Origin of the sequence: Pseudanabaena minima str. Chao 2107 (genome assembly GCF_051131155.1) — a bacterium.
GTDB classification, from domain to species: domain Bacteria; phylum Cyanobacteriota; class Cyanobacteriia; order Pseudanabaenales; family Pseudanabaenaceae; genus Pseudanabaena; species Pseudanabaena minima.
This window is the reverse complement of the sequence record NZ_CP159508.1, coordinates 3,099,993-3,126,535: the sequence shown is the minus strand read 5'-3', so window position 1 is coordinate 3,126,535 and position 26,543 is coordinate 3,099,993. Positions and strand designations below refer to the sequence as shown.

Genomic DNA, 26,543 nt, shown 5'->3' with positions numbered 1-26,543 from the left:
CCATCCCCATAAACAGCGATCGCCTAAGTTTCATCTAATTCTGGATCTTCACCAATTGTTTGCTGATATGCGTGGCGAATATGAAGAATGCGAACTGTGGAAATTTCTTGTCCTTCCAAAATAGTAAAAATCACTCGATATGAATTTCGTCCTTGACCATAGAGCAATTGACGAAGTTCTTGGCTAAAATGCTCATTCTCTCTTGCTAATGGACAACGCTTAGGCATTTGAGATAAAGAGGTAATCACATCTAATAACCCTGAATACCATTGGCTTGCTTTAGTAGGAGAAGAAATTTGAGATAGTCGTAAAAATGCTTTATCAGCTTCAGCTTCAGCAATACTTGAGATTTCGATACGGTAGTTCATGAATTGACTGGCAGGTTGTACTTGTGGCGTTGTTCTTCAGCAAAGTCTTGAAAAGATCGATATCTTCCTGCCTTAAAATCATCTAGTCCTACTTGAATGCCCTTGATAGCTTCCTCAGAATCTTTCTCTTCCCAGTCTAAGATATTCGCTAACAATTCTGATGCAATAAAATTAACGTCTTGTCCTTGTTTGGCGGCTCTACTATGGAGCAATGCTTCTAATTTTGGGTTAAGGGTAATAACTATCGACATAGTATGACTGTTCCAGCACAAAGTTTCTAGAGCAATTATAGCCTTAGAAAATTAATCTCAGCGATCGCCCCACCATTGACATTACAAAACAGCGATCGCCTATCTATTCCCCAAAAACAGCGATCGCCTCTCTAAAAAACAAACCAACCAGCGATCGCCTATCCATTTCCCATAAACAGCGATCGCCTCTCTAAAAAACAAACCAACCAGCGATCGCCTATCCATTTCCCATAAACAGCGATCGCCTCTCTAAAAAACAAACCAACCAGCGATCGCCTATTCAATCCCCACAAATAGCGATCACCTATTCATTCAAATAACCAAACAGCGATCGCCTATTCACCAAAAATAAAAAAATTCTATTGATTGATTATTTTACTGCTGTAATTTTGATATCAAAGAAACCATATATAAATACAAAATTATATGAATTATAATCCCTATAATTACTAATCCTACAATAATGCTTATAGAAGAACCCAAATTAGTTAATCCAATTACTTGAGAAGCGCCGCTGATAACGATAAGTAATAAAACAGTTGTATTATAGGGATAATTCATATGGGAGCGCTGTTTTCTTAAATTAGTTTCCCAAGTCAGAATTTCTTTAGATGCTTCTAAATTAATTTTTTGTTCTAACTCAACTAAAAATCTACCCGCTCTTTGCATTCTCTGGTATTCACCAAGCCACATAAATAAGATAAATGCGCATATAAATGGGAGTATTACTGTAAGAATTAGACTAATTAATAGGGAAGAAGGTTGATTGGTGTATGTTGCAATACTAGCGGTAAAAATAGCTCCGACGGCAGCTATACCAAAAGATAAAATAGAAATTCTGTTGGTCATCGAAGCTAAGACTTCTTGCCTCAGGGCATCATATTCCTTAAACATAATTTCTAATGAATTCATAGTTGGTATAACTTAGGACTAAAAATAACTTTAGATAACTTGCATTCTTTGCAATATGAAAGAGAGGTATTGACTGCCAAAGTCAGCGTGTGATGGAAACAATATAGATGTAATACCATATTTTACAGATTGCATAATAGCTTCAGGTCTATCATCAATGAAAAGGCATTCTGATATATCAATATTTAGCGCAGATATCGTAGCATGAAACATTTTAAAATCTGAACTTGATTTTGATGAACCAACACGACTAGATATAGTTATTTTATTCGGTTCAAAAAAATTTTGTAAATTAAGTTTTGTCATTTGGCGATGAAACCAAAATTCGTTGTTATTTGAACATATTGCTAAATCTATACCATTTGCCTTGAGCGTTCCTAAAAGAGTTTGCATCCCTTTAACTGGCAAAATAAAATCATCTGTTAAATCAATAATTTCTTCAATAGAAGTATCTATATTGCACCTATTAATAAACTGACTCCAATATTCTTTTTCAATATCAATCCAACTTTCTTGATTTTTACAAGGCTTATAAGCAAATACTTCCCATAATTCTTTGCCAATTTGAAAAGCTTGTTCACTATCCAACCCATATCTTACAACCAACCCTTTGTCTTTATTAAGCAGCATACCTTCCCAAACGTCATGTGCTAAAACTCCACCAACATCAAAAATTATTCCTTTAACCATTTGTTTTATTGCATATAAAAAATTGCCCGACTTTAAAAATAAAGATTAACATTGATAGTAGTTAATTTCTAGAGTTGCTAACCTCATAAATAGTTATAAGATAAAACCACATTTTTTATCTAGATATCACACTTTCTAAAATGGATTTTGAGAAAAGACGATATCAATGGTGTCAGTATTTGCCAATTACCTAATCTTTATCATAACTAATTTCTCGCTCAATAATTTCCTTAACAAACTCAGACATTTCTTTACCTAAACTAATTGCTATTTGCTTTAACGCCTCATACACAGCCACCTTATCACCCTCCCACAAAAGATCAACTCGTCTCACCTGTCGCATTGCAATATGTAGATGATTTTCTGGATATGCCCAGTAACATGACAAACAAATAGACTTATCCTTAAGCTCAATCCAATTTTGGCAATACTCACAAGCCCAAGACTTAGCTCGATTTGCCGAACCACATAAAAGCATAAAGTTTTCAGGCGCTAAATCTGGTTCACCATCAACCTCAAAAGGGACACGATGATCGATTTGTAACTCCCGCTCATCTACCTCCTCTAAATAGATAAAACAGCGACAACCATACTTCTTAACCAACTCATCCTTAATCTGTTTCGATAAACCTGTGCGACCAGACAACCTCGAAAATCTTGTCTTGCTAATATCTCCAAATCTATAGGCAGCAATTTTTCTGCCATCGCTTCCAAGCACCCGAAAAGTTTCTAAGGGAATACCATGCTCGCGTACATCCCTAGCAGCTCTCGGCGGATGATTATAACCATAGGTTTCCTTCAAATCTTCAGTCGTAATAAAACCATATTGGAGAATGTGATCAATTACCGCTTTCGGTCTTTTCGCAGTCACAGACTGACAAAGCTGTAAAAAATCATCGGGTAATGACTGAGAGATATCCATTTTTTACACTAACGTCAATTGTCTAGGCTGTTCACGCCTATAGCTAGATAAATCGATCAATTTATCCTGAATCAGATTTGGCGATAAATACAAAGACTCAATAGTTTTTTCTGCTCTACCTAAAAGAGTTGCTTGTGACGATCTCCCAACTTCAATTTCAATTCTCTTAAGAGCCAATCTCTCAGGCAAAATCTGCCCAAACGTCTTATTCCCTAACTTCCCGTCATAACTAATTACAAACCTAATGCCCCGATCATTGAGACTCTCAAGAGCGAGAACAAATTCATCAAAATCAATACCCGAGAAATATCTGGAATCTCTATTTCCACATACACCCTGATAAGGCGGATCGAGATAAACCAAATCAGTTCTTTTGACTTCCGTTAATACTTTGCGATAATCCCAAGCTGTAAATTGACATTTACCTTTTAATAGGCTAGAAACTCCTGAAATATTTTTACGCATCGTTGCAGGAATTGTTCCTTTGCGTCTCTTATCTGGACTCTGATTAAATAAACCTTCAGAGTTATAACGTACCGAACCTTTTACACATCTAGCTAATAAATATAAAAACAATTTTGGATCATTAGTTTGATTAAACCTTGTTCTAATTTCAAAATAGTGATTAATCGAATTATGATGCTGCTCTTCCCAGATACTTGCGTAAGTATCAGCGATCGCTTGCGGGTCATCAATTATCAACTGAAGTAATTCAATTAGAGGTTGATTAAGATCGTTTAACCAAAATCTTTGTGCGTAATGATTCGCAGAAGCCGCAATACTAATTGATGCAGTCCCCGCAAAAGGCTCAACTAACCTATCTATTTTGTCAGGGAAAAAACCAAGAATAAATGAAGCGAGATTTCTCTTACTCCCCTGATATTGAACTGGATGTGGCAAATTAGACATCGAAGTAAAAAAGACTACTTGTCTAGCAGCATATCACAGAGTTTAAATTTCATTTTCAATAAAAAAGAGGGCATCATCTGCCCTCTTTTTTATTGGCTTATTTGTGGATTAGACAGAAGCCAAAAATGTTTTCTTGTATTCAGCGATCGCTTCTTTCAAGATTGCTTCAGCATCCTTAGTCAAGGCCTTCTCAGCCTTAACGATTTCAGAATACTTAGGCTTGCTGGTTGCCAAGTAATTACGTAGTCCCTTGTTGAATGCGCCAACCTGCTCGACTTCCAATTCATCAAGATAACCATTAATTGCAGTGTAGATAATTGCAACTTGATCCCATACGGGCAATGGAGAATATTGAGGCTGCTTGAGAATTTCGCGGAGACGTTGACCACGAGCTAGTTGGGCTTGAGTGGTTTTGTCCAAATCAGACGCGAACTGAGCGAAAGCTACAAGGTCATCGTACTGAGCTAGTTCGAGCTTGATCTTACCTGCAACCTGTTTCATTGCCTTGATTTGTGCTGCGGAACCAACACGGGATACCGAGATACCAGGGTTGATCGCAGGACGAATACCAGCGTTGAACAAGTCAGAAGACAAGAAGATTTGACCGTCGGTAATCGAAATTACGTTGGTAGGAATGTAAGCGGATACGTCACCTGCTTGGGTTTCGATGATTGGCAATGCGGTCATCGAGCCACCACCAAGTTCATCACTCAACTTAGCTGCACGTTCGAGCAAGCGAGAGTGTAAGTAGAATACATCCCCAGGATATGCTTCACGACCTGGTGGACGACGGAGCAAGAGAGCCATCTGACGATAAGCTTGAGCTTGCTTGGACAAGTCATCATATACGATCAAAGTGCCTTTGCCTTTGTACATGAAGTACTCAGCCAATGCTGCGCCAGTGTAAGGAGCGAGGTACTGCAAGGTGGCAGGATCGTTGGCGCTTGCCATAACAACGATCGTGTATTCCATTGCGCCACTTTCACGAAGCTTGTTAACTACGTTAGCAACGGTGGAAGCTTTTTGACCGATCGCTACATATACGCAGATACAATCCAAACCTTTTTGATTGATGATCGTGTCTACTGCAACCGAAGTCTTACCAGTTTGACGGTCACCAATGATCAATTCGCGTTGACCACGTCCAACAGGAATCATCGCGTCGATCGCAGTGATACCAGTTTGCAGAGGTTCAAATACGGATTTACGAGCAATAATCCCAGGAGCAGGAGATTCGATTAAACGAGATTCAGTTGCTTTGATTTCGCCTTTACCATCGATAGGTTGAGCCAACCCATCAACAACGCGACCAATGAATGCTTCGCCTACAGGAATCTGGGCAATGCGACCAGTTGCTTTGACCGAGCTACCTTCAGCGATTTTACGACCTTCACCCATCAACACAACACCAACGTTGTCTTCTTCAAGGTTCAGCGCAATGCCGACAGTACCATCTTCAAATTCCAGCAACTCGCCAGCCATGCACTGTTCCAAGCCGTAGACACGAGCGATACCGTCACCGACTTGCAGGACAGTACCAACGTTGGAAACTTGCAGCTCTTGGTTATAATTAGCAATTTGCTGCTTGATAATATTGCTTATTTCGTCAGGTCTGATGCTAACCATAGTTGTGTTTTACCAGTTATCAGCGATCGATTTGTTTTTAATATTTTGGGGGTTTAGCTATTAGCATTTAGCTATTAGCTTTTGGTAATTGGTGATAGGGAATTGGTGATTACTTTTTTCCCTTTCCCTTTTACCTTTTTACTTCTAAACGCCTGCGGTTAGGCTGCTTTTTAGTCGGCGTAGTTGTCCGCGAATGCTGGCATCTACTACTTGAGAGCCAACTTTGATGATTACACCACCGATCAAGTCAGGATTGATGGTGATGTCAAGTTCGACACTCTTAGCTTTGGTCATTGCTTTGACGCGATCGCGGATGCTATCTTCTTGTGCTCTGCTTAATTTCAGAGCAGTCGTGATTTCAGCAAGAGAAACTTGATCGATTACTCGTAACAGAGCTTTGAACTCTTTTACAATCTCACCCAAGAAGGCAATACGTTTGCGATCTACTAGTAGGAGTAAAAAGCTTTTGGTTAAAACATTAACTGATGAACCAAAAACACTTTCAATCACACCTTTTTTAACATTTGCACCAATTAGAGGGCTTGCCAAAAGTTGAGTGAGTTCAACAGAATCAGCAAGGGTATCACCAATTAAACGAACGTCTTTGGCGATCGCATCCAAATGATTTTGCTCTTGCGCCAAAGAGATCAAAGCATCAGCATAAGGGGCAACGACGGCTTGACTAACAGAATTAGATTTCATGTTTTCTCCTAGTCAGAACTCAAAAGGGCAATGCTACGGTCAATTAATTCGATCTGAGTAGATTCACTCAAACCGCGATCAAAGTAAGACTGCACACTCGCAAGAGCTTTCTCGGCAACTTGCTGACGCAACTGCACAATTACCCGATCTTGTTCAGTCGCAATCTCTTGATCGGCAGCTTCACGCAAACGCGCAATATCTGCATCAACCGTTGCCAAAATTAAATCAGCCGCGTGTTTTGCATCAGCTTCAGCTTTTTGACGTAGGTTATCAGCTTCGGTTTTGGCTTGCGCTAATTTTCCTTGCTGTACGGCAAGCTTATCTGATGCATCCTTTTGGCGCTTTTCTGCATCAGCGATCGCCGATTGGATTGACTCCAAACGCGCTGAGAGAATTTTGCCTAAGAAACCGCGACCTGCATAAATCAAAAGACCGATAACGATCACTAAGTTGATTAGGTTAGTTTCCAGAATATCGGTGTTTAGTCCGAACCCTGAATGCTCTACCGCTTCACTTGCAAGTAAGACGAAATTTCTAATCATAAACGTTATTTCTATTACTCAATGGCAAGAAGCCAGACAAGAACTATCTAGGAATATAAAGACTAAAACTAGGATCTTACTAAGTTACCTAGTAGCTTTTCTAGAACTTGGCGACTGAGAGACTCCACTTCCGCGTCCAAAGATGCAGTAGCATCCTGCTTTTGCTTGTCGATTTCTGCTTTTGCGCTGGCAACCTTAGCTTGCGCTTCAGCAACAGCAGCATCAATACGTTCTTTACGAATCTTGTTTGCGTCCGCTTGAGCGGTAGCCAAAATGTTTTGAGTCGCTTTACGAGCAGTAGCAAGCTCTTGCTCATATTGCTTAACAACTAGTTCTGACTTTTCGAGGCGCTCTTTTGCTCCGATAATTTGCGTTCTAACATAATCATCGCGATCATCGATCGCTTTGGTTAGAGGCTTAAAGAAAATAACGTTGAGAAGCGCTACGAAAACAATAAACTGCACCGCCATAATTGGAAGCGTGGCATTGATATCAAACAAGCCGCCTTTGTGTTCTACTGCTTCCGCAGCCATGAGAACAGTTGAAAAAAGGTTCCAAATTGTCATAGTTATATTGCTGAAACAGCACTCTTTCTAGTGCGATTACGAATTGCAATCACCAAAGGCGATTATCTAGATGTACAAAGAAGCTAAGGATGATCCACAATTACAGGATGTCTATACTTAGCTTCTTTGAGATGCTAGAGCTATTAGGCGAAGGGGTTAGCAAATAGCAATACAAGTGCAACAACCAGACCGTAAATGGTAAGAGCTTCCATGAAAGCTAAGCTCAACAATAGTGTGCCACGGATTTTGCCTTCAGCTTCAGGCTGACGAGCAATACCTTCTACAGCACGGCTTGCTGCTGTACCTTGACCAATACCAGGTCCAACTGCACCAAGACCAACGGCGATACTAGCGGCGATTACGGATGCTGAGGCTACTAATGGATCAATCACGTTCTTTTTCCTTTCTTAGATTATTGTTATTGGTTTACATATATGGGAAGTAAACTTCCCGAATCAATCGCTTGAATCAATTGTTTGAAGTGAATGAACTAATGTTCATGCCCTTCATCACCATGACCTTCCATCGCTTCACCGATGTATGACGCTGCCAGCGTAGAAAAAATCAAAGCTTGGATGGCACTGGTAAATAGTCCCAGAATCATCAATGGCAGAGGTACAAACAAAGGCACGAGGAGAACCATGACCCCCACAACCAGCTCATCCGCAAGGATGTTTCCGAAAAGACGGAAGCTTAGCGAAAGGGGTTTTGTGAAATCTTCAAGAACCCATAAAGGAAGGAGAAACGGAGAGGCTTGGACATATCTAGTGAAGTATTCCAAACCGCGCTTGCTCAATCCAGCATAGAAATAGGCTAGGGAGACTAATAATGCTAGGGCGATCGTGGTATTGATGTCGCTTGTCGGGGCAGCAAGTTCGCCCTCTGGCAATTCGATCAATTTCCAAGGAACTAGCGCTCCTAACCAGTTTGATACGAAGATAAACAAGAATAGACTACCAACAAATGGCACCCATTCTCTATAGTGCTTTTCGCCAATCTGGTCTTTAGCGATGCCCTGAACGTATTCCAGAGCATATTCCATGAAATTTTGAAAACCTGCGGGAACACGCTGGTCAGCTTTAGCGGTGCTAGCTCCAATGAGTCCAGCAACTAGTACTGCACCCATTACAATCCAGCTCACGATTAATACTTGACCATGTACCGTAAAGTTACCGAACTGCCAATAAAAGTGTTTGCCCACTTCTAGCGCGGCAAGACTGGTTTGATGGCTCATTGCATAGCCAAAAGATACTGGATCAATCATGTTCGATATGTTACAACCTGTAGGAGGTCAAATCAGCGAGAATGGAACCCATTGCTCAAATCTTGAGCAAGAATCACTAAAACAGCTACTTTATAGGTCATAAAGCCGAAGAATGCGGGCAGAATTTCCAATTGATCCGATTTGGCAGCGATCGCAATCAGAATTACAAACAACCCAAGGCGAGAAAAACCGAGACGGTTGGACTCACCACCCAATCGGTCTACGCTTTTGGTCAACATTCTGAAATAAACCGTGCCAACCAATGCCCCAACAGCATAACTGAGAGCGATTTTCCATCCATACCAAAACCACACTGCTAAGCCAATAATGACTCCAGAAGCGAGCGTAAGTAATAACAGCTTAAACTTGAGGCGGTTGTACTCTTCCATGCCATCAGAGACTGATGTGGATGAGGTTTCTACAACCGTCTGGGGCGCTGTACTGTTTTTTGCGGGAATGATCTTCACTGTTGACTTTTAGCGGCTGCTTTTTAGCGAAATTTGCTGATTATTTGAGTGATTTGAGTGAAGAACTGTTACTGAGAATAGTAACGAAAATGGGTGTCCAAAAACTTGGATGTAGCTGCCTACACCGTTGCTAAGCATATCACGCAAGATGTCACATTTGCTTTACAACTCTTCAACAAATAGATGTGTGGCAGCGTAAATCACCCTCCTATACTTTTTGGCGGATACTTTTAATAGGTATTTCGTCTATGTTGGGGTGTTACCATAGCAAAAAGTTTTAGACGAATGCTTAAAAAATTAAATTAAAAAATTAAATTTTAAATTGTTTAAATTGAAATTTATTTTTTAAACTCTTTATAAGTGTTCACCTAAAACTCATTACTTTTTGTGAGCATCCAGAATTTGCAACCTATGTCCACATCTTTCGCTAAGCCTCGCCCGTTTCAGTTTGCTTTTCCAGCCGCAGTTGTTTCTCTTGTCTCTGCTGCTTTGCTGTCTCTAGGAGCGATCGCGCCAAATTCTGCTTCAGCAGAACAACTTCTAGCCCAGTCACAGCCCGTCGCTTCTCCCCAAGCTCAGCCTGTAGAGCCTACTAAGCCCAATTCTCTTGAGAGTAGTGTGTTTAGTATTACGGGTGGACAGCGATTGATGTCGGAGTCGATGAATGCAATTAGTCAGCAAAATTACGATCAAGCTGTCTCTAAGTTGCAAGATGCCCGTCAAGTGTTTAACCAGTTATCAAATTTTTATCAAGAGTTAACGACGAGTTTTTCAGGAATTGATAATCGCATTTCTGATAGTCATCGTCGCAAGGCTCTACAAACAGCTCAGTTACGTGATGAGGCGACCTATCAGCTTGCTGTAGTCTATCGGGCTAAAAATCAGCCTGAATTAGCTGTACCTCTGCTAATTCAGTTGATTCGTAGTCAAGCGCCTACTCGTGATTTGGGTTCACAAGCTTATCAACAATTGTTTGAGTTAGGTTTTGTGGATGCACAGTTTGTGCGCCCTAACGCGGCAGCACCTAAATAACCTCAGTGCGGGTTAATTTTTTTAACTGTCTCCTAGAAAGGGTTCGCAACGTGAACCCTTTCTAGGAGACAAAGCATTAAAAGCCTCGCTTTGCGAGGCTTTTTTATATGGATTTTGCCCACCAAGCTAAACCGTAGCGCTGATTTAAGTTATTTGTTTGGGGTGATTTAAAGACAACTCTGAGTTTGTATTTGCCTGTAATGGGGATTTTTATGAAAATATGCTGTAAGTTGTCAATTTGACTTACTGATGACCAGATGCTTTGAGAAATATCGGTATCAGGCGATCGCATTAAATACAACTCAATTTTATTAAAACCTTGGTCGGTAAAGCCTTCGCCAATATCAAATAATCCATTACCATTTTTGTCATTAAGCTTGACTTGACGGTCCCAGGTTAAGGTTGCCGAAATAAAGCTATCAGCAACTAAAGGATCGCTAAAAACATATTCTTGATATTTATCAGCTTCGACAATATTTGTGTCCCAACCGATCGCTGAAATATTACCTGATCCATTGATGGGAGATTGTTGCCCTGCTTGATATTGCTGAAACGCTCGATAGGCATTGAGTTGTCCTGCGCCAAGACTACGACTGAGGGGGATTTCTCGATTTGGATAGGCTTCGGTATCGAGCCATGTTTTGCCAAACGCATCGAGAATGGTCTTGGACATACCAAGAATTTTGCCATCGCCACGATCTTGAATCTTGTCAGCGGAGTTAATTAACACGGCTTTGATTAACTCATGGCGACGTGCGTCAATGCTCCAATTACCGCTTGCAATTTGACGATTGGCATATTCATGTAATAGGGCGATCGACCCAACAACATGGGGAGATGCAAAACTGGAGCCATTAGCATTTTTGAATTTACCCTGTAAGGTTGGCAGTTGTAAGTTGTTGCCGGGGGCTAGTATCGCCATCGACCTCCTGCCATCAATGGGGCTTTCGACTCCTGCTGTCCATTTCTGATCTTTATTCAGGTCACTAAAGACTTCACCCTGATCGTATTTCCCATTACTGTTGCGATCTAGATATGGCTCATCAATCAGATTGCCGCGATCAAGTTGACGATAAATGCCATTGACTTCACGAGTGAATCCAACTGTAAAGCCATTATAAAGATCGGTAGGAATTGGGATACCTCCCTTGCCTTGGTTACCAGCGACAACGGGCAAAGTATTATAGGTAGTTGCTATCCAATCGACGCATAGGGTTAGTAACGCATCGCCATCTAATGTTGGCTTGGGGCGAGGATCTTCGCTGAGGAGTTCTCCAAAGCTAAAATTAATGGCGCGAACGCTGTTGTTGTATTGTCGAGCGACATGCTGAGCCGCAATGCAGGCTTCAGGTTGTCCATCTTGACGGCGTTGGGAATATGCCGAGGATAGTAATCTAGAATCTGGGGCAATACCGCGCCGAATTTTATGTTGGCTAATGATTACTGCGGCAACTTGGGCTGAGTGATCATCGACATTGCGATTGGGGATTGCTTTACCATCACGAAAAAAGACTTCGTAGGGCTGGACAATGACGCGATCGAGTTGCAAGAGTTTATTGGAAATTTTATCTACAGCAAAACGGCTAGGACGACTTAGCTCAACTTGTCCAATAAATACGTCTTTGCCAGTCAGGTTATAGGGTGGTTTTTGTAAGATTCTTGCATCAATACCTTGACGATCGGATGACTTGTCTAGCGCCCAAACTGTGGAGCCAGTAGACAGGCTGAGCAAAATCCAACTGACAAACCAACCTGACCTACGCATTTTTATTTACCTTCATTGTCTATAAGATTTTGCGCCAAAATTGCTGCTAAGTATTACTAGGATAGCCAAAAACTTTTAGTAATACTGGTGATACTTTCTTTCGAGTGAATAATTAGTGGTGCGCGTCTTAGACGCGCACCACTAATTATTCACTTTATTTTGACAAATTGAGGCGGGTTACGTTGCACTAATGCATCCTAATCAATAATTAAGTGTTAGTCGTGCTTGCTTAATCAAGACTATATCTATCTCTGCTCTCGCTAAAATTTAACGTCAGTTCGACGAAAGTGGAAAATGGTAAAAATCGCTAAGCGATTTTTACCATTTTCCGCCATTTGAGCGGCGCTTCGCGCCGCTCAAATGGCGTTATCGAACTCACGTTAAAATTTAGGTTTCAAGATGAAAAGTGTCGCTTTTCATCTTGAAACCTAAAAGGTATTTTGGCGGTTGAATCTAGGGTCTGAATACGAGAATATGCGTGCATAATTATCTATATATGCTTACTTAGGATTCGCCAATTTAATAAAAAACAGATTTTTGACGGTATGCTTTTGCCGCATTATCAAAAATCAGTTCCTTATCTACGACGACGAAGCCTTTAATTAATTTAATCTTTGCTAGACAGTCTCAAAAATTTATGACAAAAACTTGGGCGATCGCGATAGCTGCAATTTCTTTCTTTGGTATTAGCACCGCAGCCTATGGCGATGCCAAAATGTCACAGCGAGCCAATGATTTAGAAATAGATCGGCAAGTGATCGAGAGTAGTCCTGTATTACAGCGTTGGTTAGAGCAACCACCTAATCTTTTAGAAGATATTTATAATATTCCTAGCTTTAATACAAAGCTGCGGGTTGGACTTACCTCACGCGATAATTCTTTGGGAGTTGAGGCTGGGATTGAAGATGTGTTTGTGGGGCGATCGCCTTTGACTGTTAGTGGTAGTTATCAGACTGAGTTTAGTGGTAGAGAAAGTGAACTTCAAGCAAATATTCGTTATTATGTTTTGCCCCTAGGTTCCTATTGGAATATTTCGCCGATTGTGGGATATCGTCAGTTTAATCAACTAGATCGTCCCCAAATTTCAGGATTAGATTTGGGATTACAGGGAATTTTGGTTTTATCGCCCCATAGTTCGGATTTGCGGCTGAGCCATACTTTTACATCTCCCAGTGGCAATCTGGAGATGAGTACGACTACCCTCTCTTCTAGTTACTCAATTACAAATAATTTACGTTTGGGGACAAAAATCGAATGGCGGCGATCGCCTTTAATCTATGACAGCCGTGTGGGTTTTTTATTGGAACTGGCACTTTAAAACCGTTTGTGTGGCGCGGCTTCGCCGCGCCACACAAACGGTGAAGACTATTGCAGTTTGGCGACAGGATAGTTAGTTAATAATTGGCGTTGAGAAAGTAGATCAATTGCCGTTACTAATAACTCGCGTTTTTCACTAATGCTAAATAAAACCTTGAGCCGATCGCAGTCGGGCTGACCAAGAGGATCGAGTATAGCGATCGCCTGTGGTATTCCTGCCCCATTGGCATCAGACTGTAATGGCTGAAAAGTTTCTTGAGCTTTTTGATCGAACTGCATCACAAGGCGATCGCCGTTAAAACTGATCTCTGCTGCCCCTGAGGGACGACTTTCTAACTCACCTATAGTAAGTGCAATTTCGGATTGATTGGGTTGAGTTGCTCTAAGTAATAACTCTACAGGGCGGCGAGTTGGATAAACTTGACCACGCCGAAATAGTGGTTGATATTTCCATTGCTCCACAGCACGATCCCAATAACGGATTGCATAGGAATGAAAGAGATAGTCCTGAAGGCTCACACCTTGACTGAGCATTAATGCTCCATGGGCGATCGCTTCAAAGGGCTTATGACTATAGACTTTACCCATTTTAAAATAGTCTTCGACGAACGAAACTACTGATGGAATCAATGTACAACCACCAACTAAGAGAATATGTTTAATATCACCTTTGAGAATTCCTTTACTAAAAGAGCGATTAATTAGTTCGTCGATCGCTGATTGGAGAACCCGATAAAAACCTTTGTGGTCTAGTATCTTTTCTAATTGCTGACGAGTATAGGTAATTTCTTTCGTGGATTGTGTCGTTATATCAAAAAAGATTTCTGAGGCAGTTTCTACTTCTGAAAGGTTGATTTTAATCCGTTCCATTAAAAATTTAAGCACACTTAGATTGTTTTTCTCACTTCCATTAGTGCTATCTTCACATCCTTCTAAATAATTTTCGACTAACCATTGATCGATATCTTCGCCGCCAATTGTATATCCAGTTTTTGCAATTACCTCTGCTTGATGTTCTGTCCATTCACTCCGATTAACACCAATTTGCTCTCCCCATCTCGCGACATTTCCACTCTTTGGCAGTCGTACCAGTGATAAATCTAATGTGCCTCCACCAAAATCGATGACTAACACTAAAGCACTGGATGCGATCGCTTCATAACCAAGTGCTGCTGCTGTTGGCTCATCAAGAAGCCGAATCCGAGGGGATTGCAATGTCGGTAAATTTGGAGCGAATATCGTATTACTACATTCCTCTAGCCAGCGTAAATATTTTTCGTAGGATTGCACAGGTGCAGTCAAGATGATTTCTGAAGGAAAAATCTGTTGCGATCGTAGTTCCTTGGATATTTCACGCAAAAACTGACTGCCCAACCACTCAGGTGTCACTTTAACTCCATCAAGCTTAGGAACATAATTTACATTTGCCACTAACCGCCGCTTGATTTGAGTGAATAATCTTGGTTGAGAGCGATCTTTACCTTGATCGATGACACGCTGACCGATTTCGACTATTTCTGCTTGGGCATTCTGCACATATACCAACGACGGTATAAGCCCATTTAAAGGTGCAGGACGATTAAGATTGCCAAAAATCATCGTTTCAGGCTGTTCCGTAGCAATATTCCATCGTGCAATCACGGTGTTGCTACTACCAAAGTCAATCGCGATCGCGCTCATAGTTCTATTGCTCATTCAAAATTTTCTCTACTTCGACAATAAAAGCTTTTGCTTTCTCTAAAAGCATTTGTGCTTCAGCTAGGGTTCCAGTAAAGTCTGTATCATAGTCACTCAATTGTCTAAGGTCATAGGCTTCTTTTAAAGTGTTCGCCCATTCTGGAGAGAATTGTCCTGTTTTTACGGAATGAAGACTGAATAAGCGAATCAGTTCTTTATGGGTAGATACATCTATGTTTTGATATACCAATATTGATTGGGTAGCGTAATACATAGAGTAATAGGAACGGGAAATACTGGTGCGATAATGCTCTCTCTCAAGTAAAAGTTTCGCTATATCTAATTCTTCTAATGCTAAAGAAAACAACTTTTTAAATTCGTTCATAGTTCAATCCCTTCTCTTTGAATATTCCTCAATAAAGCAACATCTTTAGCATTAAATCGATCTTCACTCATGGGAATGATTGAAACAAGTTCATCATAGTCTAAAAGAATTTTGACGCAAAGTTCAGACATGTAGGATATTTCTTGAACTTGAGATACTGGGATTTTGAGTACGGCTAGTAAGTCAATATCTGAGTCGGGATTAGCTTCGCCTCTAGCATAGGAACCAAATAGGATTAACTTAACAAGGCGATCGCCATAAAGCGCTTGTAACTCTTGCTTGAGTTCATTAAGTATTGGCTTAATGCTAATTAAACTCGTAGTCATTTCCTAAGGGAAGTAACGATAAAATTCTTTGCGGTGTAATGTGCGGATGACTTCTACTGTGTTACCCGAAATTTCTATGCCAATGCGATAGTCACCTACTCGAATACGATAACGGGTTGAATATCCTTGCATAGCTTTAATGTTTGGTAGTTCCTGCAAGCTCTGAGCTTCAGGTAAAGTTGTAGAGGCAATTTCATAGATGCGTTGATATACTGATGAGCCTTTCATGTTTTAGGACTTACGCAAGAAGCATAGGAATAGAAGGACACTTAAGTTGGGATCTTAAATAATCAGACAAAAGCCCAGATTTAAGTTTGTAGATGGTATTACCAACTTGAAAAGCTAAACGTTTAAGATGATGCCAAACAAGCATGGCACAAGCAATATGATTACGCTGAATTCTAGATTTGCGGCACTGGCAAGACTGAATACCTGTCAATTGTTTGAGTTCACGATGAAATTCCTCAATATTCCACCTGATGGAGCAAATAGCATGTACTTCAGGGGTGTAGTCTTGAGTTAAGTCGTTAGTCACGACATATTCTGTCCTGCTAGGAGAAACAGTGTCCCAGAATAGTTTCACCTTTTTGTCTTTGGGGAATTTATTGATTTTGATCAATTTTCCCTGCAATAATTCGTTCTCAGACCAAGTTAGTTGGTCAATCTGCTTATATTTTTCTACTTCACCACTATCATCAACTAAACGATTCGACTTGAGTGGACAGTAGTAGATCTTGTCGAGTTTATCAATTTCAGCCATCAGGCTTTGGGTGGCATACCAACTATCCATCAACACGGTTTGAAAGGGTAGTTGTTTGTTATGCACTAATCCTTGCAACATATCGGATACATGGTCTAATTTGCTTTTTCCATCGCCTTGGGGGTCATAAATCCGATAGTCTACCACCCAAAATTCATGCCGTTTGAAATTGACATAGATACAGGTAACTATCCCAATCCCTTGCACGACTCCATGCTCATTACCACTGTATTGTCTTTGTGCCATCTCAATCTGCTTGGCATGACGTTTGTCTAACACTGTGTCATCAAACAGCATGTACATGTACTTGGCTTCATCGATAACTATGCTCGGTTCTACGTTTTGCCAAAGGATTCTTGGGGTCAGTTTTTGCCCTCTCATATATCGGTTGATTTGGTCGTGACTATATCCCTCTATATGTTCCGCTAAGTTCGTGATTGTATAGTTTATCTGGCTACTCAGCAGATATTGGCAATAGTCTAGGGTGCTAAATTTCTTTGCCATTTGACTTTTCTTAACTCTTATTCCTTTTTACCTCTTTTGGGTCTCTGCGTAAGTCCTAATGTTTTTGAGATCTTCTAAAAATGACTGGCGATACTTTACTTCCATTTTAGTCTTCCAATCTAATCTTCTAAAAAGGCTAGAGCTTCTGCATGGGAGTAAAGAGGAGTGTTTTTACCTTCATCCATCGCTTTATTGAGGCAATAATCTTCTATGGCTTCGCTAAGATTTTCTAGGGAGGTGTTGTCAATGGGTAAAAGTTGCCGCCAAATCTCGATGGGGATGACAACTGCGGTGGGTTGTCCTTCTTGGTTAGTTATGTATTCAAGGTTTAATAGGGACATTACATTTACCTTAGTGAATGTTTTTTATGAAATCTGCTTTGATTGTATCAAAAGTCTTTATGTTACTCATGTGCTCAACTATCTTCTAAAATCGCATCAACTATTTGAGTATTCATTGAATGTTTCCTCCAAAGGCTTTGTTAACTCTCTCGATTTGTTTCGGTGCTTGCATTTGCGCGAAAAGTTCTGTTGCTTTTGCTTTGTATTCTTCTACTTGGTCTTGTTCTCCTATTGCCTGATATGTTAGCCCAAGTTGAAAGTATTCTTCTGCCAAAAGAGGCTTACACTCAATACCAAGCAGAATATTAATACTATTCTCATGTTTATGGATTGCACGATTTCCACACTCTATTTGCTTTGTTACTTGGAATTGTTTCCTATTAAATTGAGCCTTGCTACCACAGAGCCTAGCTTTAAGTAACAGAAGATTATCCTCTCTCTCAATTTCTTGGACTTTAGCAATCTCATTGTTAGCATCCTCCAATTGATTTCTTTTTAAGTAAAATCTAATCAGGTAGCACCTTGCGTAACCTTCATAAAGCTTATCTTTAGACTTTTCGAGCTTAGCGATTGATTCAAGCATAACCTCTATGGCTTTTTCCTCTTTGTTCAAACTAAATAGGTAAGAATTCAGGTAAGAATAGGGATGAGAGAGATGGAAGAAGGATCAATTAAAGCTTGACGGAAAAAATCAATGACAGATTTACCTTGAGCTTTACAAGTTTGAATAACCGTCAATAAAGCGGCGGTATTGCGAAAACCATCCATAGAACGGGAGCCACCACAAACTTTGCGTTTGGTAACAGCAAGTCTGAGATTACGCTCGGCACGATTATTGTCAGGAGGGACATGAGGATTTTCAAGGAAATACCACCATTGAGCCGATTTCTTCTTGAGGGACTTTAATAAATTACCTGCGGCATAGCCAACTTTGGGCATCCAATCCGAGATAGCTTGGCTGACTCGTTTTTTAAAATCAATCGCCCAGTTAAAATATGGTCGAGTATCACGATTTTTTTGCCAAGTCGCATGATGTTCAAATGCTTCATCAATCAGCCTAATGAATATACGCCCAATTTCTTGTTGAGATTTAAGGGTTAATTTAAGTAGTGCTTTAAAGTGTCGTCTTAGGTGAGCCAGACATTTCTGTTGTCGCTCAACGCGCGTAACCGTTATACACACTATAGTCGTCACTACACAATACGCCATCATAGCTTTCTCCCAACATTGACTCTAGTTCGGCACGACTACGAGTATCTGCACCACGATATAGCGCATAACCTTCACCACTGAATGACCATAGCCATTCTTTTACGCCTTTGACGAGCCACGGTGTTTCATCGACTTGAACTTGGGGTTGGTCTTTAATCCAATCTGCTAGCTCTTCCACTTTTGCTTCAATACTGTCTGCTACTCGCTCATTGGTGGCGGCGATGGTTCCTAGTCCGATTTCGACTAGTCCCATCTCTTTTAGCATTCTTGCTGTTTTTTATAACTCATATGTCCATAATTCCCTAACCATACCAACATCCCTTGTAGGCTTGCTTCTAGGTCTTGTTCGCCAATCACATCTTTAGGCAATTCTCCCCACACCACTGCGCCACAGTGCTTACATTGACATTCCTGTTGCTGATATTCAACGATTTCAATTGGTTGTTCTACCAATCTTGCTGTTTGTCTGATGCTGACTCCTATCTCTGTCCATGCTTGTCCTCCGCAATTTGGACAGCCTTCGGGCGAGAGCGTCTCAAAGCGATCTACTCGATTAAATCCTTTTCTCGTTTTTCCTTTATGTCCGAATTGTCCTCCTACTTTTTTCTTACCCTCCTCTTCTGCTATTTCTTCGACTTTTTTCTCTGACCGTTTTAATAGGTCGCTTGATGGCGGTTTTGATGAGTCTTTGCTACTTCTGTTGTTGACTGCTTTTAGGCTCTCTATTTCTTCATATATTTGCTGTGCCCATTCTTGTTGGCGCACGATTACTTCTACCAGTTCTCCTACTGGCATGTTTTCTAGTGCTTCTCGTTCATATTGTGGTGGTTCTTTCATCCCTTTACTTTAACCACTTTGACTCTTTTGTCAATTTCTTACCTGATTCTTTACCTAAATAGCGCCAGAGCTTTGTAAGCTAGTGAATCCCCTATTTCGTGTTCTAATGGATTATCTTCTTGCATATTTCGAGAACATTCAAGAGCCTGTTCAGAGCGCTCAAGGCTTTTTTGATAATCACCAAGATCATAATGAACACTGGCATATGATCTAAGAATTCTACTATTTATCCTTACTTTGTAAAACTTTTCTTTGTTTAATTCAGTCTCCTTTGATGGGTCAATTTTGCTAAGGTGAGATAGTGCTAATTCACAATTTTCAACAGCTTTACTTAAATAGCCAAGGTGACGGTTTGCACGCGCCAAATAACTGTGACAAGTTGAATGTAATCTTATAGTTCTGTAGTCTTGTCCTGAACTAATTAATTTCTCTGCTTTTTCCAAAAAATCGATTGCTTTTTTAAATGAGTTGTTGTAGTAGTAGCAAACTCCAATTGTTCCTGTAAGTTGAGCTTTATGCTCATCCGCTATATTATCTTGAAGCTGCTCTAAACAAGATGCAACATTTTGCGAATATCCCCAGTATCTTAGATAGGCATAGCGTTCTTTTTCGTATATATCAGTGTTTATCTTTTCTGAAAATACTTGAAATGCTTCTTGATAATTCTCAGCAGTATAGTAATGGTAGAAGGCTTCAAATATATTGATATAGTTACCGAAAAATGATTCACCTGAAATTGTGCTTTTCCAGTATTGAGCTATATTTTGATGAACCTTTCTATATATCTCTGTATCAGAGGGCAAACACAATCTTGCCGCTTCCTGAACAGAAGGGTGTAAATAGTACTTACCTTGAAATACGTTAACCAGAGAAGTCCTGCTTAGATAGTCTACAACCTCAACTCGCTTAGCTTCAGGAAGTTCCCATAATAAGCATATCAAACCTTTAAACTTAACAGTTTGTATATCCTGATAGCGATAGAAACCCATCCGACAAAACAATTTATAAGCATCTGAATTATTGGCTTCTAGCCAACTGATTTCAATAGAGATCAAATTCCTTAAACTATGATTTGCTAGCAAGGTATTTCTATGTAGTTGCCAGTAATCTTCAATATTTTTATTAAATCGACTTGTGATTGTAAAACGCAAAATCCTCATTGCTTCTGCATTACCACCATAAGCATTATGCATTTCTATCAATACCTCTGAATTTTCTGCGTTCTCACAGCCAGAGAAATATTTTCTCCATTCGTCAATTTCTAGACCTCTTAGTTCATACTGAGATATTTCCACCCCTTGTATACTTGGCTCTCTCGTACTGGTTATTAAAGTAAAAGAGTTAACGTCACGATCACCTAGTAGGCGTAATAATGATTCATAGTTACATAATTCCTCTGGGAATTTATGCTCTCCATCTAGATAGTTTTCGAGATTATTAATCAAGGTAATTGCTCAACCTATAGAAAACAATGATTTGAGAGGATTCAAAGCGATAAGAATGGACTCAAAAGCAGAAAAGCCTTGTCTTTTTCCAGTATTGACAATGGAACGAACAGCCGCAAATAAGTCACGCCCCCAATCGGAGCGAAAACCATTCGTAACTTTTCTAAAAATGACACTCCAACGTAAAGCCTGTTCGCTAGAGTTATTAGTTGGCGGGATGGTGTGGTCATCCAAAAACAGAAATAAGTTTTCTCGTAATTCTAGATATCGCTTCTGTAATCTAAGTCCATCTTCTTGAGTAGGTAACAGAGCTAAAATATTGTCGAGGTCTCGATACAATCGACATCGATATTGATAACGAGTAGAGTCAGCTAAATCCGACCATCGCCTTCGCAGCACCAAAGCTCGTAGCAGCAGCTTTTTCATCCTGCCAGAGAAAATCTGGTCTCCTGCATCAATTCCATACTGACAATCTCTGAGTTGATGGGCAAGACAAACTTGCCATTCTGTCGCTGGATTGGTCTTTTGGGCGCTAAACAAATCTGATACCCACACCTCTGGTTGATGCTCTGCCATCACTTCGGCGATGACATCTGCGCCTCTAGACGGTCGGATGATATGAAAACATACTTGTTCGTTCTGAAATACCCATTCCCATTGATTTTTACCGTTTACCCTTGCTCTGGTTTCGTCACTGCATACTAGACGAGATGTTTTTAGGGCTTGGAGTATTCCTGTCACCTCCGACTCTAGTTGTCCTTTCACCCTTGTTAAGAGATTGGCGATACCTCCTTCTGATATCTCTAAGCCAAATACTTCACTCAGCATTTGCTGCATTCTTCCATAGCTTATACCGTGACTGTATCTCATCGTTGTCACTAGGGCAGCTATTCTTTCTCCAAAGGGACTTCCTACTTCAAGTCCTACGGGTAATGCTGCGATTTGTTCCTGTCCACAATGCTCACACTTGCATCCATACCTTTCGATTCTGGTAACGATGGGCTTGATTGGTGGTATATCGATCTTGTCGTATCGTTCCAGTAATACCTGCATTGATTCAGCGATCTCTTTCCCACATTCTGCACAACTTTTTACAGTTGCTTTGAGCGTTTGGTCTGGATTTTCACTCAGTTGACGACCTCCTCCATCTCTTCCTATACTTCCTGCTCGTTTGCCTTCTGTTTTTCTGGATTATTGATTTCCGCTTTAAATCCTTTGGCTGGTGGCAAACTTGAGTTCTTTGAAGTCTTCTTTGGTTTCTTTTCTAACTGCTTCTGTAGTTTTTGTAGTTCTTCCCATAACTTAACTATCAAGGCTTCTTTTGCCTCGTCTGTTAGTTCTTTTAGGTTGGGTAGTTCTTTCATTTCTTTAATTTATCAGCTTTTGCCCCTTTGTCAATTTTCCTACGTTGAGCTATTACTAATCAAGAATGCGACAGTTTTTTGAGATCTATCTAAGAGCCTTGCTCTTAGGCAATCTAAATTTAGCTCAAAGCTACCAGATGTTTGTTGATTAAGTTGTTTTAAAATGATCGGCAACTTTTCTTCAGCCTTTGCAGCCTCACTAAGTAGAAGTGAAAAGTTAATCTGGACTACTTCATACTGATCAGGATGACGACTAAAAAACTCTTTAGCTAACCATGTCTTACCAATACCATGCTCTGCTTTAATTAAAACAATTTTAGCTTGCCTGCTCAGGTTTGCGAGATCAGTTAGATCATCTTTTCGTCCAATAAACTCAAGGGTTGTTAATTCTGGGATTGATTTGGAAGCAGGGATATTTTGGGGATTAATTGAGATTTGGGGGCGATTATCAGTATTAACGTTGCTTTTGCTCATGAATGCTGGATCAGTGATAGGGTTGCTATCACCAGATTCTTCATAAATGTGTGGTCTAGTTACCTCATCAGGGATATGTTTCAGGCAAAGTTTTAGTAGCTTCTGACGATGAACTATTTTCTCAATGCCATCTCTGCCACTGTCGTTAATTAATTTATCCCTTTTGATCCCAAAGGTTGCAGCAATTTTAGTAATGTTTTTATTTACAGTTGACCTATCAACACCCCGAATTTCTGCGATCTCATCATCGTTTTTGCTCTTTAGAAAATATTCAAAATCAACTTTTTGTATAGTGGTTAATTTCTTACGATTGTTGTCAAAATTTTGTTTGTCCATCTTACCCCGTCACTAAACTAAGCCCTTATAGATGACACTACCTATGATACTATGAAGACATGGGAAAGTTAAGCAAACTAATCCAAAAATTTTTAGCCAGTCCGCCAGAAGTCAGATTTGAGGAAGTCCGCACTCTGCTTGAGGAATTAGGCTTTCACGAAGCGCGGTCAAAAGGCAGTCATCATATTTTTCGAGACGAACTAGGGAGACAGTTAACCATCCCAAAAACAGGCGGTCAGAAAGTTAAGCGTCCATATATACAGAAAATCATAGAACTCCTCAATTTAGAGGACTGGAAAGATGACAGTAACTAAAGCAAATAAATCAACTTCTCAACGTCAGTCCTTAGACTATTATCTTAAACTCACCTATCCCATCACTTTCTATCCTGATCTTGATGGTGGCTATGTTGCCGAAATCAAGGACTTAAATGGTTGTCTTACTCAAGGCGCAACTATCGAAGAAGCCGTTACCAATATCAATGAAGCCCGTGAGCTATGGATAGAAACCGCCTACAAATATGGTGATGATATTCCCTTACCTAGTTCTGAATCTGAATATAGCGGTAAACTCATGCTGCGGATGCCCAAAGGTTTACATCATCGCCTAGCCACCTTAGCTAAAAGCGAAGGCGTAAGCCTCAATCAATATCTACTCTTCCTACTCAGTTCTGCCACGGGTAAAGCTGCATTGCACTAGACAAAATTTATGTGCATTTTTGTCTGTGCATTTTTGCACAAAGTCTTTGCACAGTGCATTTTTGCATATTTGTATTGAGGGTTTGATAAGTGTTTTAAATTGAAGTTGTCCTAATTTAAGGATAAGTAATTCGATCCTAAAAACTTATGAACAAACCTCTTGATTTTTTAATCAAAATCAGTTCTGCCGTGGCATTAGTTGCTGCCAGTGTAGTTCTTCCCGCATCTCCTGCTAAATCTGCTGAACTAGGTGGATTAAATTTGGACGGATTCTGTCGCTCTGTTTATGGCGCTTCAGCCCGTTCGTACCTACAACCTAGCCGAGGTGCTTCGGGATGGTATTGTCTTCGTGGCTCTCAATTTTTTCCCTTCACTGGTTCTGGCAAAGATATGCACGCAGCTTGCAAATGGCAGTACAGAAGAACTGATGCAGTTGCTCAACCTCTTAACTGGGCAAATCCCTATTCTTGGCGTTGCTATGGACAAAATGTGTTGATTCGCTAGTTTTAGCAATTAGCACCTAAAATCTATTATTTCGGGGAGCTTAGTTTCTATAGCTTCCCTTTTTGTTTTCTAATTCAAGAAATTTATGAATAGATACATTTGTCAAGTTGTTTTGTTTACTGTATCGTTTTTTAGTAATAGCTCAACGTAGGAAAATTGACAAAGGGGCAAAAGCTGATAAATTAAAGAAATGAAAGAACTACCCAACCTAAAAGAACTAACAGACGAGGCAAAAGAAGCCTTGATAGTTAAGTTATGGGAAGAACTACAAAAACTACAGAAGCAGTTAGAAAAGAAACCAAAGAAGACTTCAAAGAACTCAAGTTTGCCACCAGCCAAAGGATTTAAAGCGGAAATCAATAATCCAGAAAAACAGAAGGCAAACGAGCAGGAAGTATAGGAAGAGATGGAGGAGGTCGTCAACTGAGTGAAAATCCAGACCAAACGCTCAAAGCAACTGTAAAAAGTTGTGCAGAATGTGGGAAAGAGATCGCTGAATCAATGCAGGTATTACTGGAACGATACGACAAGATCGATATACCACCAATCAAGCCCATCGTTACCAGAATCGAAAGGTATGGATGCAAGTGTGAGCATTGTGGACAGGAACAAATCGCAGCATTACCCGTAGGACTTGAAGTAGGAAGTCCCTTTGGAGAAAGAATAGCTGCCCTAGTGACAACGATGAGATACAGTCACGGTATAAGCTATGGAAGAATGCAGCAAATGCTGAGTGAAGTATTTGGCTTAGAGATATCAGAAGGAGGTATCGCCAATCTCTTAACAAGGGTGAAAGGACAACTAGAGTCGGAGGTGACAGGAATACTCCAAGCCCTAAAAACATCTCGTCTAGTATGCAGTGACGAAACCAGAGCAAGGGTAAACGGTAAAAATCAATGGGAATGGGTATTTCAGAACGAACAAGTATGTTTTCATATCATCCGACCGTCTAGAGGCGCAGATGTCATCGCCGAAGTGATGGCAGAGCATCAACCAGAGGTGTGGGTATCAGATTTGTTTAGCGCCCAAAAGACCAATCCAGCGACAGAATGGCAAGTTTGTCTTGCCCATCAACTCAGAGATTGTCAGTATGGAATTGATGCAGGAGACCAGATTTTCTCTGGCAGGATGAAAAAGCTGCTGCTACGAGCTTTGGTGCTGCGAAGGCGATGGTCGGATTTAGCTGACTCTACTCGTTATCAATATCGATGTCGATTGTATCGAGACCTCGACAATATTTTAGCTCTGTTACCTACTCAAGAAGATGGACTTAGATTACAGAAGCGATATCTAGAATTACGAGAAAACTTATTTCTGTTTTTGGATGACCACACCATCCCGCCAACTAATAACTCTAGCGAACAGGCTTTACGTTGGAGTGTCATTTTTAGAAAAGTTACGAATGGTTTTCGCTCCGATTGGGGGCGTGACTTATTTGCGGCTGTTCGTTCCATTGTCAATACTGGAAAAAGACAAGGCTTTTCTGCTTTTGAGTCCATTCTTATCGCTTTGAATCCTCTCAAATCATTGTTTTCTATAGGTTGAGCAATTACGTTTTTTGTCTTATCTCTAGAAGAAGATATTACTCAAGCCCAAACAGATCCTAATCTATCTATCTCTGAAACTCAAATCCCACTGAATAATTCCACTCTTAATCCATCTATTAACTATCCTTTGGGAGATTTAACACAACAAGGAATTATTAACAACAATGGCTCTTTAGGACAAATAAATAACTGTGGACGAGCCTGCCTCAATTTCTATACAGACTTCTCTCGCAATGATTCCCGATTTGGTGTAAATCTTAGCATCCCACTTTTTGCTCCTGAAAACGAGCTTTCATCCGCTCAGTCTAAGCGCACACTTTACGACGTTGAAAGCGGCTATATAAAAGCTATTTCAGAAGCTTGCTTAGCCAAAGATATTATTCGTGCAGAACTAAATGCTAAGGGACTTGCAAGAGTCTGGAATGTCGATTACAAAACTTTACTTCGCCCTAGCTGTGGCTAGTACTGTCATGTTGAAAATTACCATCCCAATTGTGAGATTTTTTGCATACGTCCTTGTTGGTTTGTTCCTAGCATTCCCCATATCAGCCATGTGCGGCGCGATCGCCATTTTCTTCTCCTGTCTCCCCCTCATCTGGCAAATCCTTTGGCGGACAGGATTAGGATTGATGATGTTGACAGCGATCGCCTTATTTGTACATGCTTTAAAAAACTAACAAAAAGAATCTGGTTCCTTTGTTAATCGCAGAACCCCAAGAGATCGCTCCAAAGCAAAAAGCGAAGCTATGACAAACACCTAACAAATATCTGAAAATCACAAGACAATTGATAACTCCTGA

General features: G+C 40.3%; 35 protein-coding genes and 1 pseudogene. 9 read left to right on the top strand and 27 right to left on the bottom strand.

Going from position 1 to position 26,543, the window contains the following annotated elements; genetic code table 11:
• Positions 1-23 precede the first annotated feature (23 nt).
• The 14 genes from ABM313_RS14220 to ABM313_RS14155 form a co-directional block, all read right to left on the bottom strand.
• Positions 24-368 (bottom strand): type II toxin-antitoxin system RelE/ParE family toxin, encoded by a 345-nt coding sequence (locus ABM313_RS14220; RefSeq protein WP_434683848.1) that lies wholly within the window; start codon positions 366-368, stop codon positions 24-26.
• Positions 365-619, bottom strand: coding sequence for a hypothetical protein (locus tag ABM313_RS14215; protein WP_434683847.1), 255 nt, complete (start codon positions 617-619; stop codon positions 365-367). The genes ABM313_RS14220 and ABM313_RS14215 overlap by 4 nt, the downstream gene beginning before the upstream one ends.
• A gap of 158 nt (positions 620-777) precedes the next feature.
• The gene (locus tag ABM313_RS14210) at positions 778-912 is read right to left on the bottom strand and encodes a hypothetical protein (RefSeq protein ID WP_434683846.1); all 135 of its coding nucleotides are present in this window, start codon (positions 910-912) and stop codon (positions 778-780) included.
• A gap of 82 nt (positions 913-994) precedes the next feature.
• Positions 995-1,531 carry a hypothetical protein gene (locus ABM313_RS14205; protein ID WP_434683845.1) on the bottom strand — a complete coding sequence of 179 codons (537 nt, stop codon included), beginning with the start codon at positions 1,529-1,531 and terminating at the stop codon, positions 995-997.
• 30 nt (positions 1,532-1,561) lie between these two features.
• A complete protein-coding gene (locus tag ABM313_RS14200; protein WP_434683844.1) occupies positions 1,562-2,221 on the bottom strand; it encodes an HAD hydrolase-like protein in 660 nt (219 codons plus the stop codon).
• 190 nt (positions 2,222-2,411) lie between these two features.
• Complete coding sequence (locus ABM313_RS14195; protein ID WP_434683843.1) at positions 2,412-3,143, bottom strand: HNH endonuclease; 732 nt, start codon at positions 3,141-3,143, stop codon at positions 2,412-2,414.
• Between the two features lie 3 nt (positions 3,144-3,146).
• Complete coding sequence (locus ABM313_RS14190; protein WP_434683842.1) at positions 3,147-4,052, bottom strand: DNA adenine methylase; 906 nt, start codon at positions 4,050-4,052, stop codon at positions 3,147-3,149.
• Positions 4,053-4,160: 108 nt separating this feature from the next.
• A complete protein-coding gene (gene atpA, locus ABM313_RS14185) occupies positions 4,161-5,678 on the bottom strand; it encodes a F0F1 ATP synthase subunit alpha (protein WP_434683841.1) in 1,518 nt (505 codons plus the stop codon).
• 144 nt (positions 5,679-5,822) lie between these two features.
• Positions 5,823-6,380: an ATP synthase F1 subunit delta gene (atpH, locus tag ABM313_RS14180; RefSeq protein WP_434683840.1), complete on the bottom strand. Its 558-nt coding sequence runs from the start codon at positions 6,378-6,380 to the stop codon at positions 5,823-5,825.
• An 8-nt stretch (positions 6,381-6,388) separates the two neighbouring features.
• Positions 6,389-6,922, bottom strand: coding sequence for a F0F1 ATP synthase subunit B (locus ABM313_RS14175; protein WP_434683839.1), 534 nt, complete (start codon positions 6,920-6,922; stop codon positions 6,389-6,391).
• Between the two features lie 68 nt (positions 6,923-6,990).
• Positions 6,991-7,488, bottom strand: a complete 498-nt coding sequence (locus ABM313_RS14170; RefSeq protein WP_434683838.1) for a F0F1 ATP synthase subunit B' — start codon at positions 7,486-7,488, stop codon at positions 6,991-6,993.
• A gap of 143 nt (positions 7,489-7,631) precedes the next feature.
• Entirely contained in the window at positions 7,632-7,877 is a 246-nt protein-coding gene (gene atpE, locus ABM313_RS14165) for an ATP synthase F0 subunit C (protein WP_094535410.1), read from the bottom strand.
• A gap of 101 nt (positions 7,878-7,978) precedes the next feature.
• Positions 7,979-8,752, bottom strand: a complete 774-nt coding sequence (atpB, locus tag ABM313_RS14160) for a F0F1 ATP synthase subunit A (protein WP_434683837.1) — start codon at positions 8,750-8,752, stop codon at positions 7,979-7,981.
• A gap of 32 nt (positions 8,753-8,784) precedes the next feature.
• Positions 8,785-9,219, bottom strand: a complete 435-nt coding sequence (locus ABM313_RS14155) for an ATP synthase subunit I (RefSeq protein WP_434683836.1) — start codon at positions 9,217-9,219, stop codon at positions 8,785-8,787.
• Between the two features lie 411 nt (positions 9,220-9,630).
• Here ABM313_RS14155 and ABM313_RS14150 point away from each other — a divergent pair, with 411 nt between their 5' ends.
• A complete protein-coding gene (locus ABM313_RS14150) occupies positions 9,631-10,251 on the top strand; it encodes a hypothetical protein (protein ID WP_434683835.1) in 621 nt (206 codons plus the stop codon).
• Positions 10,252-10,354: 103 nt separating this feature from the next.
• Here the strand turns inward: ABM313_RS14150 and ABM313_RS14145 are convergent, their stop codons facing one another.
• Positions 10,355-12,016 (bottom strand): S8 family serine peptidase, encoded by a 1,662-nt coding sequence (locus tag ABM313_RS14145; RefSeq protein WP_434683834.1) that lies wholly within the window; start codon positions 12,014-12,016, stop codon positions 10,355-10,357.
• A gap of 637 nt (positions 12,017-12,653) precedes the next feature.
• Between ABM313_RS14145 and ABM313_RS14140 the strand changes: the two genes are divergently transcribed.
• Positions 12,654-13,334, top strand: coding sequence for a hypothetical protein (locus ABM313_RS14140; protein ID WP_434683833.1), 681 nt, complete (start codon positions 12,654-12,656; stop codon positions 13,332-13,334).
• A 47-nt stretch (positions 13,335-13,381) separates the two neighbouring features.
• Here the strand turns inward: ABM313_RS14140 and ABM313_RS14135 are convergent, their stop codons facing one another.
• The 12 genes and pseudogenes from ABM313_RS14135 to ABM313_RS14080 all read right to left on the bottom strand — a co-directional run bounded on the left by ABM313_RS14135 (position 13,382) and on the right by ABM313_RS14080 (position 22,994).
• Positions 13,382-15,028 carry an Hsp70 family protein gene (locus ABM313_RS14135; protein ID WP_434683832.1) on the bottom strand — a complete coding sequence of 549 codons (1,647 nt, stop codon included), beginning with the start codon at positions 15,026-15,028 and terminating at the stop codon, positions 13,382-13,384.
• Positions 15,018-15,395, bottom strand: coding sequence for a HEPN domain-containing protein (locus tag ABM313_RS14130; RefSeq protein WP_434683831.1), 378 nt, complete (start codon positions 15,393-15,395; stop codon positions 15,018-15,020). Before ABM313_RS14130 ends, ABM313_RS14135 begins: the two co-directional genes overlap by 11 nt.
• Entirely contained in the window at positions 15,392-15,721 is a 330-nt protein-coding gene (locus tag ABM313_RS14125; RefSeq protein ID WP_434683830.1) for a nucleotidyltransferase domain-containing protein, read from the bottom strand. The genes ABM313_RS14130 and ABM313_RS14125 overlap by 4 nt, the downstream gene beginning before the upstream one ends.
• Positions 15,722-15,724: 3 nt before the next feature.
• Positions 15,725-15,949 carry a type II toxin-antitoxin system RelE family toxin gene (locus ABM313_RS14120; RefSeq protein WP_434683829.1) on the bottom strand — a complete coding sequence of 75 codons (225 nt, stop codon included), beginning with the start codon at positions 15,947-15,949 and terminating at the stop codon, positions 15,725-15,727.
• Positions 15,950-15,959: 10 nt separating this feature from the next.
• Positions 15,960-16,985 (bottom strand): IS701 family transposase, encoded by a 1,026-nt coding sequence (locus ABM313_RS14115; RefSeq protein ID WP_434683827.1) that lies wholly within the window; start codon positions 16,983-16,985, stop codon positions 15,960-15,962.
• 119 nt (positions 16,986-17,104) lie between these two features.
• Entirely contained in the window at positions 17,105-17,326 is a 222-nt protein-coding gene (locus ABM313_RS14110) for a hypothetical protein (protein WP_434683826.1), read from the bottom strand.
• Between the two features lie 112 nt (positions 17,327-17,438).
• A complete protein-coding gene (locus tag ABM313_RS14105) occupies positions 17,439-17,939 on the bottom strand; it encodes a hypothetical protein (RefSeq protein ID WP_434683825.1) in 501 nt (166 codons plus the stop codon).
• 17 nt (positions 17,940-17,956) lie between these two features.
• Positions 17,957-19,375 (bottom strand): annotated as a pseudogene (gene tnpC / locus ABM313_RS14100) (IS66 family transposase).
• A gap of 50 nt (positions 19,376-19,425) precedes the next feature.
• Positions 19,426-20,820, bottom strand: a complete 1,395-nt coding sequence (locus ABM313_RS14095) for a hypothetical protein (protein ID WP_434683824.1) — start codon at positions 20,818-20,820, stop codon at positions 19,426-19,428.
• Positions 20,821-20,829: 9 nt separating this feature from the next.
• A complete protein-coding gene (gene tnpC / locus ABM313_RS14090; protein ID WP_434688480.1) occupies positions 20,830-21,951 on the bottom strand; it encodes an IS66 family transposase in 1,122 nt (373 codons plus the stop codon).
• Between the two features lie 23 nt (positions 21,952-21,974).
• Positions 21,975-22,184 (bottom strand): hypothetical protein, encoded by a 210-nt coding sequence (locus ABM313_RS14085; protein ID WP_434683819.1) that lies wholly within the window; start codon positions 22,182-22,184, stop codon positions 21,975-21,977.
• Positions 22,185-22,223: 39 nt separating this feature from the next.
• Entirely contained in the window at positions 22,224-22,994 is a 771-nt protein-coding gene (locus ABM313_RS14080) for a hypothetical protein (RefSeq protein ID WP_434683823.1), read from the bottom strand.
• Positions 22,995-23,053: 59 nt separating this feature from the next.
• On the opposite strand from ABM313_RS14080, the gene ABM313_RS14075 reads away from it, so the two are divergent.
• From ABM313_RS14075 to ABM313_RS14045, 7 genes are all read left to right on the top strand, one after another.
• Positions 23,054-23,308 carry a type II toxin-antitoxin system HicA family toxin gene (locus ABM313_RS14075; protein WP_434683822.1) on the top strand — a complete coding sequence of 85 codons (255 nt, stop codon included), beginning with the start codon at positions 23,054-23,056 and terminating at the stop codon, positions 23,306-23,308.
• Positions 23,295-23,693 carry a type II toxin-antitoxin system HicB family antitoxin gene (locus ABM313_RS14070; protein WP_434683821.1) on the top strand — a complete coding sequence of 133 codons (399 nt, stop codon included), beginning with the start codon at positions 23,295-23,297 and terminating at the stop codon, positions 23,691-23,693. Before ABM313_RS14075 ends, ABM313_RS14070 begins: the two co-directional genes overlap by 14 nt.
• A 146-nt stretch (positions 23,694-23,839) precedes the next feature.
• Positions 23,840-24,196 (top strand): hypothetical protein, encoded by a 357-nt coding sequence (locus ABM313_RS14065; protein ID WP_434683820.1) that lies wholly within the window; start codon positions 23,840-23,842, stop codon positions 24,194-24,196.
• A 190-nt stretch (positions 24,197-24,386) separates the two neighbouring features.
• On the top strand, positions 24,387-24,596 hold the full coding sequence (locus ABM313_RS14060) for a hypothetical protein (RefSeq protein ID WP_434683819.1): 210 nt from the start codon (positions 24,387-24,389) through the stop codon (positions 24,594-24,596).
• Positions 24,593-25,741, top strand: coding sequence for an IS66 family transposase (gene tnpC, locus ABM313_RS14055; protein WP_434688364.1), 1,149 nt, complete (start codon positions 24,593-24,595; stop codon positions 25,739-25,741). Before ABM313_RS14060 ends, tnpC (ABM313_RS14055) begins: the two co-directional genes overlap by 4 nt.
• 129 nt (positions 25,742-25,870) lie before the next feature.
• Complete coding sequence (locus ABM313_RS14050; protein ID WP_434683818.1) at positions 25,871-26,206, top strand: hypothetical protein; 336 nt, start codon at positions 25,871-25,873, stop codon at positions 26,204-26,206.
• Positions 26,207-26,213: 7 nt separating this feature from the next.
• Complete coding sequence (locus ABM313_RS14045; RefSeq protein ID WP_434683817.1) at positions 26,214-26,420, top strand: hypothetical protein; 207 nt, start codon at positions 26,214-26,216, stop codon at positions 26,418-26,420.
• The last annotated feature ends 123 nt before the right edge of the window (positions 26,421-26,543 follow it).